Below are 16688 nucleotides of genomic sequence, written 5' to 3'. Positions count from 1 at the left end.
CCAGAAAAGGGCGGGCGCTGGGCGGGCGCGTACACAGTATTCGTACGGAAGTCCTTTTTGCGCACCCGGGGGCGGAGGGGCGGCACCGTCACTCGGCGAGTTCCTCCAGCAGCCGGGCGACCGGCAGTCCCGCGCGGAGGTAGTCGACGAACAGCTCGTTGTGCAGGGCCCAGGGAGAGCGGCGGGAGCGTATCAGCCGGATCGCCCGGTCGGGCGAGTGGCCGCGGCGGATCAGCGCCTGGGCGACGACCAGCCCCGAGCGGTTGTATCCGTGGTAGCAGCGCACCAGGACCCTGCGGCCCGCGTCCAGGGCGTCCGTCACGGCGTCCGCGAGCCGGATCACACCGGCGAGCTGGGTCCCGTCCAGCGGTCCGTCCGGGATGGGCCACACATGGTGCTCCACGCCCGGGTCGGGACCGTGCCCGGGCAGCCGCAGCAAGGTCTGGACGAGGTCGAACTCGTCCCGCACCACGGCGAACTCCAGTTGCCCGGAACGGCTGCGGAACTGGTGCCCGCCCATCCACAGACCAGGCACGATCTCGCTCCACGGACTCTCCGGAGCGGGTACGTCGGGTCGCTTCCCGCGGGTACGCAACGGCGCCTCCCCAGCCGCCCCTCGCGGGGCCCTGCCCAACTCCTCCCCAAGGTAACCGGGTTCTTGCCCGCCCAGCACCCCGCCTGTTCCCATGGACGGTGGGGTGATGGTGCCATGAGCGAACTGCGCGTCGTACCAGCCTGGCGGCACGGCCAGGAACGGCTGTACGTCTGCCTCCCGGACGGGCGGAACATCGCCTGGTACGACCGGGAGGCGGCCCGCGTCAACCTGCTCGGCCAGGACCGCCGCGAGGAGGTGCTGGAGGCCCTCAACCCCTTCGTCACCGGCCCGGTCACGGTGGGCCCGCCCCCGGTCCCCACCCCCGCCGACCTGGCCCGGCTCGCCCTGCACCCGGACGACGACCTCGCCCCCAACCGTCCCGGCGAGGCGCTTCTCGTCGCCCTCGACCGGGACCCCGGCCCCGCCCACCGCCTGCGGACCGATCCACGGCGGCGGGCGCTGACCGCCGAGCGCACCGTCGGGGAGGCGCTGGACCTGCTGGAGGGCGCCGGCTGGCGCGTGCTGCACTCGGTGCCGCTGCCCGGCGGCGACCGCGTCCACCATCTGCTGATCGGGCCCGGCGGGCTGTTCACGCTGCACAGCCTGTACGCCCGCAGGCAGCGGGTGACCGTCGCCGATCCCCTGGTCACGCTGGGTCGGCGCACCGCGCAGCCGCTGCTGCGGCGCCTGCGCGCCGACGCCGCCCGGGCCGCGCACGTCCTGACCGCCGAGGTCCGCCCGGTCCTCGTCCTCGTCGACCCGGCCGCGGTGGCGGTGACCGCGCCGCCGCGGGAGGTGCGGGTGCTCGGGGACACGGAGGTCGCCGGGTTCGCGCGGACGGGCGGGCTGCTGAAGCCGGCGGACGTCGAGGCCCTGTTCGCGCTGGCCCGGGACCGTACGGTGTGGACGTCGGCGCTGTAGGCCGTCAGGGCAGCCCGGCGGTGGCCTTCGGATCCAGCAGGGGGGCCATCAGGTCGCCGAAGTCCTGCAGGCGCGGGGCCAGGTCCGGGGCGAGGAAGGTCAGGGAGCGGGGAGAGCTGCACTCCGCCACCTCCTCCCAGGTGACGGGGGTGGACACCAGGGGCTCGGCGCGGGCCCGCAGGGTGTAGGGGGCGGCCGTCGTCTTGCGGGCGGCGTTCTGGCTCCAGTCGACGAAGACCTTGCCCGGCCGCAGGCTCTTCGTCATGCGGTGGACGACCAGCCGGGGCATCGCCCGCTCGGCCTCCACGGCGAGTTCCTTGGCGTACTCCGTGGCCCGCTCGGAGGAGACCGGCCGGACGGCGGCGCTGAGGTGCAGGCCCTTGGAGCCGGAGGTCTTGGCGTACGCCTCGATGCCGTCGGCGGCCAGCCGCTCCCGCAGCCAGAGGGCGACCTCGCAGCACTCGACCACCGAGGCGGGCGCCCCGGGGTCCAGGTCGAAGACCAGCCGGTCCGCCTCGCCGGGTGCCGCGATCACCCACTGGGGCGTATGGAACTCGGTCACGAGGTTCGCGGCCCACATCAGGCTCGCCAGGTCCTGCACCAGCACCATCCGCGCCGGCCCCTCCACCCGGGGCACCTCGGCGGTGGTGACCCAGTCGGGAGTGCCCGGCGGCACGTTCTTGGTGAAGAACAGCTGTCCGTCCGGGCCGTCCGGGTAGCGCAGGAACGACACCGGCCGGTCGCGCAGATGCGGCAGCAGCACCGGCGCGGTGGTGGCGTAGTAGTGCAGCACCTCGCCCTTGGTGAAGCCGGTCGCCGGATACAGCACCTTGTCCAGGTTGCTCAGCGCGAGCCGTCGCCCCTCCACCTCTGTGATCGGCGTCATACGATGAGGATTCCAGAGAAACAGCTGAATATGGAAACAATCGCGGCATATCGACCGAAGGGGTGCGGAAGTGCGATCCATCTGGAACGGCGCCATCTCGTTCGGCCTGGTCAGCATCCCCATCAAGCTGGTGAACGCCACCCAGAACCGCTCGATCTCCTTCCGGCAGATCCACACGGAGGACGGCGGCCGGATCCGCTACCGCAAGGTCTGCGAGCTGGAGGACCGCGAGGTCGGCCAGGACGAGATCGGCAAGGGGTACGAGGACGCGGACGGCACGATCGTCCCGATCACCGACGAGGACCTCGCCCACCTCCCGCTGCCGACCGCCCGGACCATCGAGATCGTGGCCTTCGTCCCGGCCGACCGGATCGACCCGCTCCAGATGGACGCCGCCTACTACCTCGCGGCCGGCGGGGCTCAGGCCGCCAAGCCGTACACCCTTCTGAGGGAGGCGCTCAAGCGCAGCCAGAAGGTGGCCATCGCCAAGTACGCCCTGCGCGGCCGGGAGCGGCTGGGCATGCTGCGGGTCGTCGACGACGCCATCGCCATGCACGGGCTGCTGTGGCCGGACGAGGTCCGGGCCCCCGAGGGCGTGGCGCCGGACACGCCCGTCACCGTGAACGACAAGGAACTCGACCTCGCGGACGCCCTGATGGACACCCTCGGCGAGATCGAGCTGGACGAGCTGCACGACGAGTACCGCGAGGCCCTGGAGCAGGTGGTCGCCGCGAAGGTCTCCGGCGAGGCTCCGCCCGAGGCCCCCGAACCGGCGCGGTCCGGCAAGGTCCTCGACCTGATGGCCGCCCTGGAGAAGAGCGTGCGCGCGGCGAAGGAGTCGCGGGGCGAGGAGCCGGCCGGGCCCGAGGAGGCGCCGGAGGCGGAGGTGCGGACGCTGCCGCAGCGCAAGTCCGCCCGCGCGGCACCGAAGCAGACCTCCGGGAAGAAGTCCGCGGCCGGCGGGAAGACCGCGGCGAAGAAGACGGCGTCGTCCGTGAGGAAGTCGACGTCCAAGTCCGCCCAGAGCGCGAAGAAGACGACGGCCAAGAGCACCGCCAAGACCACGGCCAAGAAGACGGCGGCCAAGAAGACGGCCTCCCGCAAGCGCTCGGCGTGAGGCTCCCGGTCACGCGAGCCGTGCGGAGAGGAAGGCCAGTACGTCGGCCTTCCGCGGGGTGAGGTAGAAGTGGCCGCCGTCGAAGACGCGCACCTCCACGTCCCCCGAGGTGACGTCCGACCAGGACGACAGGTCCGCGACCGCGCACACCGGATCGCGGTCCCCGCCGCAGGCGGTCACCGGGACCGCCAGCCGGCGCAGCGGGGCCGGGCGGTGGGCCGCCAGCATCCGGAAGTCCGCGCGCAGGGCCGGCATGATCACCGGCCGCAGCTCGGGATGGTCGTACACGGCGGCACCGGCGGGATCGAGCGCGCGGACGTGCCGCAGGATCTCGTCGTCGTCCGGGGCCGGCCGGGCCGCGAGCTCGTGCGGGCCCCGCGGCCGCCCCCGTCCCGACACGACGAGCCGGACGGGGGCGGCGCCCGCGTCCTCCAGCCGGCCGGCCACCTCGTACGCCACCGCCGACCCCATGCTGTGCCCGAACAGTGCCACCGGCGGACCGTCCGCCGCCTCCTGGAGCAGCGCCTCGGCGACCGTGCCGGCCAGCTCCTCCATCGTGGCCGGGCACGGGTCGTTCAGCCGGTCCTGGCGGCCGGGGTACTGCACCGACAGCACCTCGAGCCACGGCGGGGTCAGCGCCGCCCAGTCGTGGAAGAAGCCGGCCGCCCCGCCCGCGTGCGGGAAGCAGACCAGACGCGTCCGGGCGCCGGGGGAGCGCACGCCCCTCAGCCACCGGGTCCGCGTCCCGGGCACGGTCATGGCGTCGTCCCGAACCCGATGGGCGCGGAGTGGAGCGGGCGCGTCCTGGCGGCCACCTGAGTACCCCCGTCGTATGTGGTGTCCGACCGGGAACTGTAGTTCGATCAGAGGGGTGCCGCCGCCCCGCGCGCGCAACGCGGCCGAGAAACCTCCCCGCCGGCTCCCCCGGACGGTGCGGCCCCCCGGAGATCACCGGCCCCCGCACCACCCGGCGGGCCGTCAGGACGAAGATCTCGTAGACACCTACGAACGTTTGCGGTCACCCGCCCGTCCGCCGCCCCTGACCGGTTCGCACCCTTGCTCCATTTCGCGGCTCCGCGCCCGCCCCGCCGGGCGAGAACGGCCGTGCGGCTTCCCCGATGCACTGGCCCGACCAACTCGCCGCTCCCTAGGATGGGTTGTCGGCGAGGTGATCCTCCTCGGCCGGCCCTGCCACTGGGGGAAACGATGGAGCCTGGAAAGCTGTCCACATCGATCGACGCCGCGGTGCCGACAGCGGCGCGCATGTACGACCACTATCTCGGCGGCAAGGACAACTACGCCTCCGACCGCGCGGCCTGCGAGGAACTGGACAAGGTCGTCCCCAGCACCCGGGCCCTCGCGGTGAACAACCGGCGTTTCCTCCAGCGCGCCGTCCGCGCCCTCGCCGGTGAGTACGGCATCCGCCAGTTCCTCGACCACGGCTCCGGTCTGCCCACCCAGAACAACGTCCACCAGGTCGCCCAGGACATCGACCCCGAGTCGCGCGTCGTCTACGTCGACAACGACCCGATGGTCCTGGTCCACGGGCGCGCCCTGCTCGACCAGAACGACCGCACCGCCGTCATCCACGCCGACATGCGCGACACCGACGGCATCTTCGACCACCCCGACACCAAGCGCCTGATCGACTTCTCGCAGCCCGTCGCCGTGCTGTTCAACTCGGTCTTCCACTGCATCCCGGACAGCGAGACCGACGGCCCGCTCGCCGTGGCCCGCCGGGTCCGCGAGCGGCTCGCGCCCGGCAGCTTCATGCTGATGTGCCAGCTCGTCAGCGAGGACCCCGAGGTCCGCACGTTCGTCACCGACTTCATGGACCAGGCGACCCAGGGCCATTGGGGCCGGGTGCGTCAGGAGAAGGACGTCGAGGAGTACTTCGAGGGCCTGGAGATCCTGGAGCCCGGTCTCGTGGAGGTCTCCACCTGGCGCCCCGACAACGAGGTGGCGCCCCGTCAGCAGACGACGGAGTGGATCGAGTTCGGCGGCATCGGCCGCCTGCCGCAGTAACGCGGCCGTCCGCACCGCACCCGTCCGGAGCTCTCGCGGGGAGCTCCGGACGCGTCATACCTGGCCGGGCGTGTCAGCGGTGGTCACGCGTAGCGCTTCATCGTCTCGCACAGCCGCTCCACCGACTCCCGCGGGTCGAGGGCCTCGTCGCCCAGACGGTCCAGCGCGAGCCGGTACTCCTCCGTCTCGTCGCGGTCCTCCAGGAACGCGGCGCTCTTGATGTGCTCCAGGTACACGATGTCGGGCAGGTCCACGCCGCCGAACCGGAGATAGGTGATCGGGATGGCGGGCGCGGACGCGTTCGTCACGTCCAGCGGCACGATCTGCACGGTCACGTGCGGCCGCTGCGCCATCTCGACGAGGTACTCGAGCTGCTCGTGCATCACCGCGGGGCTGCCGAGGACACGCAGCAGCACCGACTCGTCCACGATCGCCCACAGCCGGGGCGCGTCGGACCGGTGCAGCAGCTGACGGCGGCGCATGCGCAGCTCGACCCGCCGCTGCACCTCGCGCGCGGACGCCGTGGGCAGCCCGCGCTCCACGACGGCCCGGGTGTAGTCCTCGGTCTGCAGCAGACCGGGCACGTACTGGAGCTCGAAGGTGCGGATGGCGGTGGCGGCCTCCTGGAGCCCCACGAGCCGGTCGAACCACTCCGGCATCAGCCGCTTGTCGTAGCGCTGCCACCACCCGGGCTCGTTGGCGCGCTTGAGCAGCTGCAGCAGCACGGAGGCCTCGTACTCCTCGGTGCGGTACAGCTCCAGCAGGGCGCGGACGTCGGCGTCGGTGGGTGGCCGGCGGCCCTTGCCCGACTCGATCCGCGACAGTTTCGCCGGGCTGAACCCCACGGCACGCGCCGCCTGGTCCTGGGAGAGTCCCGCGTCCTCGCGGATACCCGCCAGCTGCACGCCGACCAGCATCTTGAGCAGGGTGGGCGCTGGTTCGGTCCGACTCAGATACGGCTCGAGGCGGGAAATGCGAGGTGACTCGGAGGACATCCTGACTCCCCGTAGACCGGCATACGACAGACTGCATTATCGCATCCCGACGGCTCCCGCTGCTCGGCCCCGCCAGAAGTAGCGGTCTCAACTTCCGTTTCATGCACGGAGTTCGGGGCGCCGACACGCCCCCGGCAGGGGCGCCGCCGCTTCCCCGAGGAGCTGCGGCGCCCCCGCGTGACCAGCACCCTTCGCGGAGGGGCCGGTGTCCTGCGACGGCCGCCGGTGTCACGCCGGCGGCCGTCGGTCCCGCATGGCCGGTCGGCCGGGCGTCACGCCAAGTGGTCGAACTCACCGTCCTTGGCGCCCGCCAGGAAAGCGGAGATCTCGCCCGGGGTGTAGACGAGCGCCGGGCCGTCGGGGTCCCGGGAGTTGCGCAGGGCGACCCGCCCGTCGGCCAGCGCCGCCACTTCGACGCAGTTGCCCTCGGCATTGCTGTGCCTGCTCTTGATCCAACGGACGCCCAACGAGCTCGCTCGTACGCCGTTCGGTGCTGTTGGCACTGCACTCTCCTTGCTCACGTTCCGCCACGCGTACGTCCCTCCGCCTCGCCGGGCCCGGACACGCCACGTGCTCTGCGATGACATTCCATGCGCAATTTCCCGTGAAATTGCACGAGGAGGCCTTCGTCGTGGATAATAGCCGGGCCGTCAACTGCGGTGCAGACGCCCAGTTATGACCGTGTATCAGGGAGACGTTGTGTCCTTACCTGCGTACGAAGGCCTCCGACCGCCCGGCAGCGCCGCGTCCCCCACAAGGCCGGCGCGCCCCCTCGGCAACGCCGTACGAAGCCTCGACGCCGGCACCCAGGCGCCCCGGACCGCGCCCCTGGCGCCCGCCGGACCGCTCTCGCCGTGCGCGGACACCCCCCGTCCCGTGGCCCTGCGCCTCACCGGCGCCGAACAGGGCTGCGCCCAGGCCCGCGACCTCGTCCGCCGCACACTGGACGACTGGTCCCTCGGCCACTGCACCGCCGACGCGCTCACGGTCGTCACCGAACTCCTGGCCAACGCGGTCCTGCACGCCGCCCGGCCCACCGGGGGCGACGGCGACATCTGGCTCCGCCTCAGCCTGCGCCGCCCGGCGCACGTGGTCTGCGCGGTCACCGACCCGAGCGACAACCCACCGGTCTACCCCCACACCAGCGACCCCTTCGACGAGCACGGCCGCGGCCTGCGCATGATCGACGTCCTCTCCGAACACTGGGGCTGGACCCGGCGCCCGCCGGCCGGGAAGACGGTGTGGGCGATGCTGCGCACCGACACCCCCGCTTGAGCCGGCCGCGTCCCCGCCTGGCACGAGCCCCGGCCACGGACGGGCCGCATGAGCCGGACGAGCCGCAGAGGAGCCCCGGCCACGGACGGGCCGCATGAGCCGGACGAGCCGCAGAGGAGCCCCGGCCACGGACGAGCCGGACGAGCCGGACGAGCCGGACGAGCCGCAGAGGAGCCCCGGATGACGCACTACCTGATCTCGTTCGACGACGGCACCATGGTCATCCCCGAGGGCGAGCTGCCGAAGGTCGCCGAGGCATCCCTGGAAGTGGTGCGCCAGGCCCGCGAGGCCGGAGTGTGGGTCTACGGCGGCGGACTGGAACGGCAGCGGGCGAGCGTCGTGGCCCCGGACGGCACCGTCACCGACGGCCCCGACCCGGAGACCAAGGCGGTGATCGGCGGCTTCTCGGTCATCGACGTCCCCTCGCGCGAGGCCGCGCTGGAGTGGGCGGCGAAGATCGCCGAGGCGTGCCGGTGTGCCCAGGAGGTCCGCGAGATCATGCCGGACCCGACGGCCTGAGGCCCCTCCCCGACGTTCGTACAACCTTCACATACCTAGGTGTGTCTAGGTGCGGACGGCACGTACCACGCCGTTCCGAACGTCAGGAGCACCCCCATGTCCAGCACCGCGCTGATGACCTTCAAGAGCCACATCGAGGGCAAGAACGCCGACGTGGCCATCCACCACGACCGGATCGAGTGGTCCCGCCCCCGGGGCATGAGCGCCAAGAAGCTCACGGCCGGCTTCCTTACCGGCGGCGCCTCGCTCCTGGCCACGGGTGTGCGCAGCTCCGACGCCGGCACCGAGATGATCCCGGTCCGCAACATCGCCAGCGTGGTGACCAAGCGGGACGGCCTGATGTTCACCAAGGTCGTGGTCGTGGCGTCGGGCAACAACATCGAGTTCCGGGTGCCGCACGACGCGGCTCCCCGCATCAAGGCCCTGCTCACCGACCTGATTCTCGGCAAGGTCCCCGTCCCCGGGCAGGCCCCCGCCCAGGCCCCGGCCCCCGCCGCCCCGGCCCCCGCGCCGCAGGCGGCGACCACCCCCGTCGAACAGCTCCGCCAGCTGGCCGAGCTGAGGGACGCGGGCATCCTCTCGGAAGAGGAGTTCACGGCGAAGAAGGCGGAGATCCTCGCGCGCATGTGACCCACGGAGCGGGTCCTGATCCCCGGCGGGGCAGGCCCTGATCCCCGGCGGGGCAGGCCCGGGCCGGCACCTGAGAGGGTGCCGGCCCGGACGGGTCAGTAGGACGTGTCGAAACCGACGGTCGGACTGGCGCCGGAGAGATCGACGGTGGCGGAGAAGGACGACGTGCACGTGTCCTCCATCCTCCCCTCCTCGCCGTAACCCACGTCGGTCCAGGTGACCTTGAGGTCCAGGTCACCGGTGACGCTCACGGTGCCGTCCTCGGCCAGCTCGGTCTGCAGGACCGGTTCGGACTCCTGGGTCCGGACGACGTCCTCGGCGCCCTCCTCCCAGTAGTAGCCGTCCGGACCAATCGGGCAGTCGCCGGGTTCCAGGGAGGTGCTCCGCTCCACGCACTCCGCCGGCTCGGTGAGCACGGCTTGCCGCGCCGCGCGCTCACCCTTGCCGGTGAGCCCCGCCCGGAGTGCGTCGACGGCCTTGGTCCCGCCCGGCTCCACGACGACGGTGCCGCCCCCGTGGGCGGCGACATAGCGGGCGCTCACGCCGTCGACGGTCACGGCACCGGGGAAGACGACAGCTCGGGCGGTGCCCTCCTCCCGCGGGGATCTCATGCCACCCCCCTCCCACATCCGACAGCCGCGCCGTCCCGGCCTCCGTGAAGAGCCCGACCGGGCGGCATTCCCGCGCATCCGCGTTGTGGAGGCCGGCAGGTCGGACGTCTTCGCAGCGCATTCGACCCAGGCGATCTGAAGCGCGACCGCCACGCCGGGCTGTGACCGCGCCCATGGCACCTCCTGGAAGAGCAACCCGGCGTAACGCGGCGATGCGCATGCGCAGTGGTCAGTCAGATGGGCTGACCTGGGTAATCGCTCGGCCGCGACCGGCTCCCCGTCGACCTGCGGACGAGCCGGACGTCGCAGTGGAAGATGATCGCGGGAGGTTTCCATCGAAACCAACCGAAAGACTATTGACTTTCGGCCCCTGGCGTGCATCGTGGTGAGTAGGCCATAACACCGAAAGAGTCGCAAAGTCGATGAGGACGTCTAGCCGGCTGGAGTGACTTGGACAGGATGTGGTTCAGGCCCCCAGCAAGCCGGCGCGATACCGAGGCGACAGTGACGACTGAGACTTCAGGACACGAGCAGTACTACTGGGGACTGTTTTTTACTCCCAGGGCGCGGCCACTGCGCTGTGCTCTACCGTGACGGTCAGCCGATCGAGATCGGCTACTGCGTTGAACCGCCGATCAACCAACCCTGAGGCCCCTGGACTTGTCCCGGGGCCTTGCTGTTCACCGGGGCTGACCTGGGCAGACGCCTCAAGACCCCCTCCAAGCCTCGTCCACAGCCCTCGACACACGGCCGCTCCGGGCGACGTACGCCTGCACAAACACGAAGACCCCGCCTTCAGCGTTTTCGCTGGTGGCGGGGTCTTCTGGCACCTCCTTCGAGGGGCCAGCGGCAGGATCCGAACCTGCGCACGCGGCTCCGGAGCGCAATCAGAGTTCTGCTTGCGAATGTACCCTGACCAGCAGCTCCCTTGATCTCGTGAGGTATGCGGGGCCCTCGTGTATCGCAGATAGTGCGAAGTCGGAAGTCGCCTCCGGCTCCTGAGCCCATGGGAAGAGCGGCTTTCGCCGAGCGGCTGCAACATCGCTGCGGCTCTAGCTCCTTGGCGACCAACGGACTTCCGCTGCAAGATGTCCGGGACGCGGCTTCCTCGTGCGCCCTTGCATCGTCCAGTGCTGAAGCGCTTGGGGCTGCCACCGCTTACACATCCTTCGCGTCCATGCTCCAGGAGGTTGGAGATCCTGATGACCCATAGGGCGCGTCCGCGCGTGCATCTGTTGACCGGTGGGCCCGCGTGGGAGGAGCGGCGGGCGGCGGCGAAGCAGACTGGCTTCACGAAGAAGCAGAAGGCTGCCAGGAAGCAGCTGAACAAGCTGATGTCAGAGCTTGACTCGGCCGTGAACCGACGGGACTGGCGAGCTGCACGGTCAGCACGGTCTGCCGCCTGGGAAGAGGTGACCCGGTTGGCGGATGACCTGACGAGGGACGAGCGAAGAAGGCTCTGGAAGTACAAGCATCGGATACTCGCAGGCGAGGCTCAGGACCGTCGGGTCGGCGGTAGCCGCCCCGCTAGCACGGCTGCGGGCGGTCGTCAGCGGGGCTGACACGCGGCCGACACAGCCTGCGAAGGGGCAGGAGCTTGGAAGGCGCTTGGATGCTCCCGGCCACCACGGCCCGTGACCTGCATCATCGCTCTAGGCGTGCTTCTCTCTCGCAGCACTTCGACGCGAGTTCGACAAGACATCGATTGATCTCTCCTGATCTTGGCTGTGCGCGCCGCTCCTGCACTTGGGAACGGCGCCAAGGCACCGCGGCAGTCTGTCCTTCAGGCCTGTTACTTTCCGGGCACGCTGGGTAACGTAGATGCACCTAGTGTTCAGGGGGGAACATCTTGAACGCCGTCCTCTGCTGCCAGCCAAACTGCCGGAACGTGGCACGTGCGCGACCCTATCCAGAGGGGTACTTGTGTAGACCATGCCGACGAACACTCCAAGAAGCCGCTGCGCACTCCGCCAGGCGGCAGCCCGCCAAAGATCAGCACGTTAGCGATCGAGTACGGCAAAGAGATCGGGCAGCCGAAGTGCGTGCCGCATGGCTTGAAAAGAGAGCGGCCGCGGAGGCAGCACAGAAGAGCCGACATCGCATCGTGCAGGCCAAGGCTGGAATCAATGGTAAGGCACTCAAGCCGCCGGGCCCGCTCGCCGATCTTCCGCCGATGTGGTGGGAGTTCGACAGCTAGTCGGTACGGGTGAGTCGCCACCTCAAGTTGTCACTACACCGATGCACACGGCCCGGAAGCCCTTTGAGCCACAGACAATGTGGCTGGTCAGGGCCGCGCAGGTGCGCGTTCGGCTGGGGTCCGGCCACAGATAGTCCACGAGGGCATGACCACCGCCTTACGAGAGAGGCTGGGGGTCTTGCTGGTGACCTGCAGCTCTGTTGGTGGAGCTATCTAGCGCGGGCGCGCCCGCCAGGCACCCGTGTTGATCGTGGCTGACCCCTGCATCTGGCACGGCTGTGGCACGCGACCTCTAGGTCCCGAACTACGGGAGAAGGTCGTAACAGTCACCCGATCCTGCTCAGGGCCTCGCACGGTCTGGCGATGGCTGTCGCGTCTCCCTACTTGCAGTGGCCTTCATGTCACAACTTGAACACTTCACCTTCACGTCACCCTCACGGTGGTGATCATGTGTGCATCACACACGCCTAGGGGGACCATGCTCTACCGCACCGCGCTAACTGCACTGGTACTGATAACTGCGGCCTCGGTGACCGCCTGCGGTGGCAACGACACTAAGTCCACTGCCAAGGCGAAGCCGACGCCTACAGTGGCGAAGGAAGACAAGTTTCTTGACGCCGTGCATCTCGCGTCTTGGCAGAGTTGGCAGGAGACTCAGCCGGCAGACGGGGACCTCATCGAGTTCCCACAGATGTGGTGCGACGGGCTCGCCGAGGGCCACAGTGTCGCGTTCCTCTTCAGCGAGGGCGGCCTGTACCCATCCGGCGGGGACTGGGGTACGAGAAAGCCCGAGGCGAACGAGCTCTTGTTGATGGGCGTGAAGGCCTACTGCCCGGACAAGGTGGACGAGGTAACCCAGGAGCTGCGAGACAGCGGCGAGTACTAGCCGGGGTGCGCCCCTCCTTCAAGAGGAGGGGCGCACCCCGGCTCCCGTCTCAGGATGCCAACAACTAGGCAAGCGGCTCCGGAGGGCCTTTCCGTCGCTGCCGTAGACGCAAGTCACGAGTCCATGGGTGACCGATAGGAGGCGCCTGGTCCACAGATGGTCACGGGCGGCCTGTGTGCTTCCGATAGCGGCACATTACAACTCGACCCGCACCGCAAGCTGCGGCATTGTCGACGCCGAAGACCGTCAGACCCCCCAGCCAGGCACGAGAGTCAGGGTGTGCCGCGCCGGCCTGATCGGTAGAAGGTAGTCGTCGAACTGGAAGGCCATCGAAGGCATCCCCGCCAGTCGACTGAAAGCCGCTGTGGCGAGCGCTGCCCCAGGGCCTTACTGGCTCTGGGACAAGCGCGGCCTGACTATGCGGCGAGACCCGCATCCGGGACGGCGCGGGAACGCACGGTACGGAAGACGACCTCCAGGGCGTCGATCTCGTCGTCGGTGAAGTGGTTGTCGATGACCCCACGACTGCTGAAGAGGCTGTTCTCGTAAAGGTCGCGGGTGTCGATGAGACCATTCGCCGCCACGTACCGAATCATGAGGCCGACGAGGTCGATCTGGTCGGCGGAGAGGTCGTGGTCGGCGATGAAGCCCGAGAAGGCTTCCTGCGCGGCGGCCTGGTCCAAGCCGCCAATGCGGCGAAGGAACGCACCGAGGCCGCCGTCGGCCGTGCGCTTCTCCTCGAGGTCCTCGGCGGAGGCGACCCCCTCGGAGAGGAAGACATCTTCCAGGATGGCCAGGTCCTCGGCCGTGACCTGCTCGTTCTCGCGCAGCTTGCGGACAGCCTCCTGCTCGCGGTGAGTCTGGAGGTAGGCGCGGGCCTTCTGCTTGAAGCGTTCGCTGTCCGTGCCGACGGGCAGACCCTTGAGCGCGACCTCCGTCAGGTCCCCGTGATCCTCGGCTATGTCCGTGTAGACGATCTTCCGGGCGGCTGGCGCGTCGACCAGGTGGGCCAGGCCGCGCACGCGGCGTCGTACGTGCTCCAGCATTGGAACGGTCACGTTCTGCCACCACGCGTCGCCGATGATGGCCTCCAGCAGGTCGGCCTGGTCCCGAACGACGGGAATGTTGGTCTTGCCGAGGAGATCCTCCGCGAGCTCCTTGACCTGGCCGCGCAGGCGCGTGTAGTCGGAGCCGCCCTCCAAAACCGCGAGTTGAAGGCGGTAGGCGATGAGGTCGAAGCGCTTGGCCTCCTCGCCCTTGTCCTCGCCCTCCGGCCAGTAGTCGGACGGCAGGCCGAGGACGTCCCCGCTTAGGGCGTGGGCCGCGTCTTCGCCGATCCGATGCCAGGCGGCGAAGTCGCCGCCGAACACCTCGACGTGACGGCGGTGCGGTCGCACGAGGAAGTTGTCGAGGTTCATGCCCCGCACTGTCCTGTGGAGACGGTGCGCCGCCGCCCAGCGCAGGGACGCCTCGGTGTCGATCGCGTCGGGACCGCCGTCCTGGGCCGGGTCGGGGGCCTGGCGGCAGTCCAGCGTCCGGATGAGGTCGAGCTGGCGCTGCAGCAACTTCTCGGTGAGCGTCGGAGCCTGCCGGGCGGGAGCGCGGTCGAGTTCCTGGTTGAAGAACTCCGCGTTGCCGCAAAGGTCGAAGACGTTGAAGCTGTCCTTGTCGCGACCGGGCCCGTAGACGTCCGGACGCAGGCGGGTGCCGCGGCCGATCATCTGCCAAAACTTGGTCCGCGAGTACACCGGCTTGAACAGCACGAGGTTCAGCACCTCGGGCACATCGATGCCGGTGTCCAGCATGTCGACGGAGATGGCGATGTCCGGTGCCTTGGCCGGGTCGGAGAAGTCGTCGATGAGCTGCTGAGGATTCTTCTCCTGGTAGGTGATGACCCGGGCGTCGTTCCCGGCGCCTTGGGGGTAGTTGAGGTTGTACTGCTCCTCGATGGCCAGGGCGTGCGTGTTGTTCTTGGCGAAGATGATCGTCTTACCGAGCCGGTCCCCACCCTCGACGCGCAGGCCGTGCCGCATTAGGACCTCGAGCGCCTTGTTGATGGTCGGCCGGTTGAACAGGAAGCGGTTGATCTCGTCCGCGGAGACCGCGTCGGGAACCTGCCCATCCTCGCTCCACTCCAGATTGTCCCAGGCCTCCTTCTGCTCCTCGGTGAGGTCGTCGTAGCGGAAGCCCCGCCGGAGGGAGTCGAACGGGACGTCTACGACGGACGGCTTCACCAGGAAGCCGTCCGTGGCCGCCTGGTCCAGGCTGTAGGAGTCGGTGGGGACGCCGTCCTCCAGCTGGAACAGCTGGTACGTGTTGTGGTCGACGTCGTCCTTGGGCGTGGCCGTCAGCCCCAGGAGGAGGCTGTCGAAGTACTCGAAGAGCTCGCCGTACTTGTCGTAGACCGAGCGGTGGGCCTCGTCGATGACGACCAGGTCAAAGAAGCCCGGGCCGAAACGACGGCGGCCGTCCTCCGTGACCTCGTTGACCAGGTTCATCATCGTCGGGTACGTCGAGACGTAGACGTGGGCGTCGGTCTTCTTCTCGGTGAGGAGGTTGACCGTCACGCTGTTCGGCAGGTGCTCCTTGAACGCCCGCACCGCCTGGTTGACGAGGGCCTGGCGGTCGGCGAGGAAGAGGATGCGCCGCGCCCAGCCAGCCCGTTGCAGCAGCTCGGTGAAGGCCACGGTGGTACGGGTCTTGCCGGTGCCGGTCGCCATGACGAGCAGGGCGCGACGGCGTTTCTCTTTCTCGAAGCTCTCACTGACCCGCTGGATGGCCTCCAGCTGGTAAGGGCGGCCCGCGATGCCCTGGTTGACGTTGGAGGACTTCAGGGCGAGCCGGCCAGCGCGCTGCCGGATCATCCAGTGCAGCTCGTCCTTGGTTCGGAAGCCCTGGACCCTGCGGGGCGGGTAGCCGTTGTTCTTGTCCTTGCTCCACTGGTCCCACAAATAGGTCTCGTAGCCGTTGGTGTAGAAGATCACCGGTCGTTGGTTGTAGACAGCTTCGAGCGCGTCGGCGTAGAGCTCAGCCTGCTGGCGGCCGGCGCGGGCGTCGACACGGGTGCGCTTGGCCTCGACGACGGCGAGGGGCCGGTCGTCGTCTCCCCACAGGATGTAGTCCACGTACCCCTTGCCGGACTTGCTGATCACCCCGGGCTCACCGTCGATCGGGTACTCGCGGTCGCGCTCCTCGGTGAGGTCCCAGCCTGCTTCCTTGAGGAGGAGGTCGATGAACAGGTCGCGGGTGGCGGCCTCGTCGTAGTCATGTGTGTCGGGGCGTGCCTCGTTAGCTTTGCGGAGCTCGGTGATCCTGGCACGCAGCTCGGCCACCTCGGAGGCGAGCTGCACCCCCTTCGCGCGCTCCTCCGCCAGCTCCTTGGCCTGGGCGTCCCAGCGGGCCTGGTCCTCCTCGGCCTGCTTCTTCAGCTCGGCCTGGCGACGTAGTTTGACCTCGGTGGGGACGGGACGCGGAATGTGCTGAGTGTCGAACTGGACACCGGGGGCGGGAGCGGTGGCCGGGTCGGGCGCGTAGGTGCGGGCGAACCAGTAGAAGACGTGGAACAGCTCGGCGACTGTCCGTATCGCGTCCCTGGCCTGGACGGGGGCCGGGCGGTGCACAGCGTGGTTCCCCTGGCGCCGGATGAGGTCCATCTTCGCGTTGAGCGTCGGCCCGACCAGGTTCCGCATGCTCGGCTCGTGCAGCATTGCACTCAGGTCGTTCTGGTAGGGAGGACGCAGCGCGGAGTCGTTGTGGTACATCCAGTGCACAGCGAGCTCAAGGACACGGCGGGCGTAGAAGCAGGAGGTACGCGGATCCGCGTGGGCGAGACGCTCGGCGCGGAGGGCTTCGTCGTAGAGGGCGGGCCACTCGGTGCGGAGGAAGTGGAAGTTGCTGTGCGGCCGGCCGATGTTCTGGGCGGCCGCAGTGTCCCGTGCTTCCTTCGCGTTCCGCTCGTCCCGGTTGGTGCCCTGCGCCTGGCCGTTGCCGCGACCCTCAATAGCCATGACCGAGCCGTGTCCCTTCCGCGT

The 16688-nt window shown here is 69.5% G+C and carries 14 protein-coding genes; 7 read left to right on the top strand and 7 right to left on the bottom strand.

Annotated features, from left to right (window positions below; translation table 11 throughout):
• Window positions 1-88 precede the first annotated feature (88 nt).
• Window positions 89-595: a protein phosphatase gene (locus ABZ899_RS12435; RefSeq protein WP_361344693.1), complete on the bottom strand. Its 507-nt coding sequence runs from the start codon at window positions 593-595 to the stop codon at window positions 89-91.
• Between the two features lie 114 nt (window positions 596-709).
• Here ABZ899_RS12435 and ABZ899_RS12430 point away from each other — a divergent pair, with 114 nt between their 5' ends.
• Entirely contained in the window at window positions 710-1516 is an 807-nt protein-coding gene (locus ABZ899_RS12430; protein WP_361344691.1) for a nuclease-related domain-containing protein, read from the top strand.
• A 4-nt stretch (window positions 1517-1520) separates the two neighbouring features.
• Here the strand turns inward: ABZ899_RS12430 and ligD are convergent, their stop codons facing one another.
• Complete coding sequence (gene ligD / locus ABZ899_RS12425; RefSeq protein WP_361344689.1) at window positions 1521-2402, bottom strand: non-homologous end-joining DNA ligase; 882 nt, start codon at window positions 2400-2402, stop codon at window positions 1521-1523.
• A 70-nt stretch (window positions 2403-2472) separates the two neighbouring features.
• Here ligD and ABZ899_RS12420 point away from each other — a divergent pair, with 70 nt between their 5' ends.
• Window positions 2473-3519, top strand: a complete 1047-nt coding sequence (locus tag ABZ899_RS12420) for a Ku protein (protein ID WP_361344687.1) — start codon at window positions 2473-2475, stop codon at window positions 3517-3519.
• Window positions 3520-3528: 9 nt separating this feature from the next.
• Here the strand turns inward: ABZ899_RS12420 and ABZ899_RS12415 are convergent, their stop codons facing one another.
• Entirely contained in the window at window positions 3529-4278 is a 750-nt protein-coding gene (locus tag ABZ899_RS12415; protein WP_361344685.1) for an alpha/beta fold hydrolase, read from the bottom strand.
• A gap of 447 nt (window positions 4279-4725) precedes the next feature.
• Here ABZ899_RS12415 and ABZ899_RS12410 point away from each other — a divergent pair, with 447 nt between their 5' ends.
• Window positions 4726-5544 (top strand): SAM-dependent methyltransferase, encoded by an 819-nt coding sequence (locus ABZ899_RS12410; protein WP_361344683.1) that lies wholly within the window; start codon window positions 4726-4728, stop codon window positions 5542-5544.
• Window positions 5545-5627: 83 nt separating this feature from the next.
• On the opposite strand, the gene ABZ899_RS12405 is transcribed toward ABZ899_RS12410, so the two are convergent.
• Both ABZ899_RS12405 and ABZ899_RS12400 read right to left on the bottom strand, forming a co-directional pair.
• Window positions 5628-6539, bottom strand: a complete 912-nt coding sequence (locus tag ABZ899_RS12405) for a helix-turn-helix transcriptional regulator (protein ID WP_361344681.1) — start codon at window positions 6537-6539, stop codon at window positions 5628-5630.
• Between the two features lie 272 nt (window positions 6540-6811).
• Window positions 6812-7042, bottom strand: coding sequence for a DUF397 domain-containing protein (locus tag ABZ899_RS12400; RefSeq protein ID WP_055624080.1), 231 nt, complete (start codon window positions 7040-7042; stop codon window positions 6812-6814).
• 373 nt (window positions 7043-7415) lie between these two features.
• Here ABZ899_RS12400 and ABZ899_RS12395 point away from each other — a divergent pair, with 373 nt between their 5' ends.
• The 3 genes from ABZ899_RS12395 (at window position 7416) to ABZ899_RS12385 (ending at window position 8963) form a co-directional block, all read left to right on the top strand.
• Window positions 7416-7814, top strand: coding sequence for an ATP-binding protein (locus ABZ899_RS12395; RefSeq protein WP_361344679.1), 399 nt, complete (start codon window positions 7416-7418; stop codon window positions 7812-7814).
• A gap of 180 nt (window positions 7815-7994) precedes the next feature.
• On the top strand, window positions 7995-8333 hold the full coding sequence (locus tag ABZ899_RS12390; RefSeq protein ID WP_361344677.1) for a YciI family protein: 339 nt from the start codon (window positions 7995-7997) through the stop codon (window positions 8331-8333).
• A 96-nt stretch (window positions 8334-8429) separates the two neighbouring features.
• On the top strand, window positions 8430-8963 hold the full coding sequence (locus tag ABZ899_RS12385; protein WP_361344675.1) for an SHOCT domain-containing protein: 534 nt from the start codon (window positions 8430-8432) through the stop codon (window positions 8961-8963).
• 95 nt (window positions 8964-9058) lie between these two features.
• Here ABZ899_RS12385 and ABZ899_RS12380 read toward each other — a convergent pair whose 3' ends face one another.
• Complete coding sequence (locus tag ABZ899_RS12380; RefSeq protein WP_361344673.1) at window positions 9059-9574, bottom strand: hypothetical protein; 516 nt, start codon at window positions 9572-9574, stop codon at window positions 9059-9061.
• 2675 nt (window positions 9575-12249) lie between these two features.
• On the opposite strand from ABZ899_RS12380, the gene ABZ899_RS12375 reads away from it, so the two are divergent.
• Window positions 12250-12657, top strand: a complete 408-nt coding sequence (locus ABZ899_RS12375) for a hypothetical protein (protein WP_361344672.1) — start codon at window positions 12250-12252, stop codon at window positions 12655-12657.
• A 416-nt stretch (window positions 12658-13073) separates the two neighbouring features.
• Here the strand turns inward: ABZ899_RS12375 and ABZ899_RS12370 are convergent, their stop codons facing one another.
• Window positions 13074-16664: a DEAD/DEAH box helicase family protein gene (locus tag ABZ899_RS12370; protein ID WP_361344670.1), complete on the bottom strand. Its 3591-nt coding sequence runs from the start codon at window positions 16662-16664 to the stop codon at window positions 13074-13076.
• Between the last annotated feature and the right edge of the window lie 24 nt (window positions 16665-16688).

The sequence above is a fragment of the Streptomyces sp. NPDC046859 genome (assembly GCF_040645135.1).
Lineage (GTDB): Bacteria > Actinomycetota > Actinomycetes > Streptomycetales > Streptomycetaceae > Streptomyces.
The sequence above is the reverse complement of the archived record's forward strand: the minus strand, read 5'-3'. Positions and strand labels throughout refer to the sequence as shown.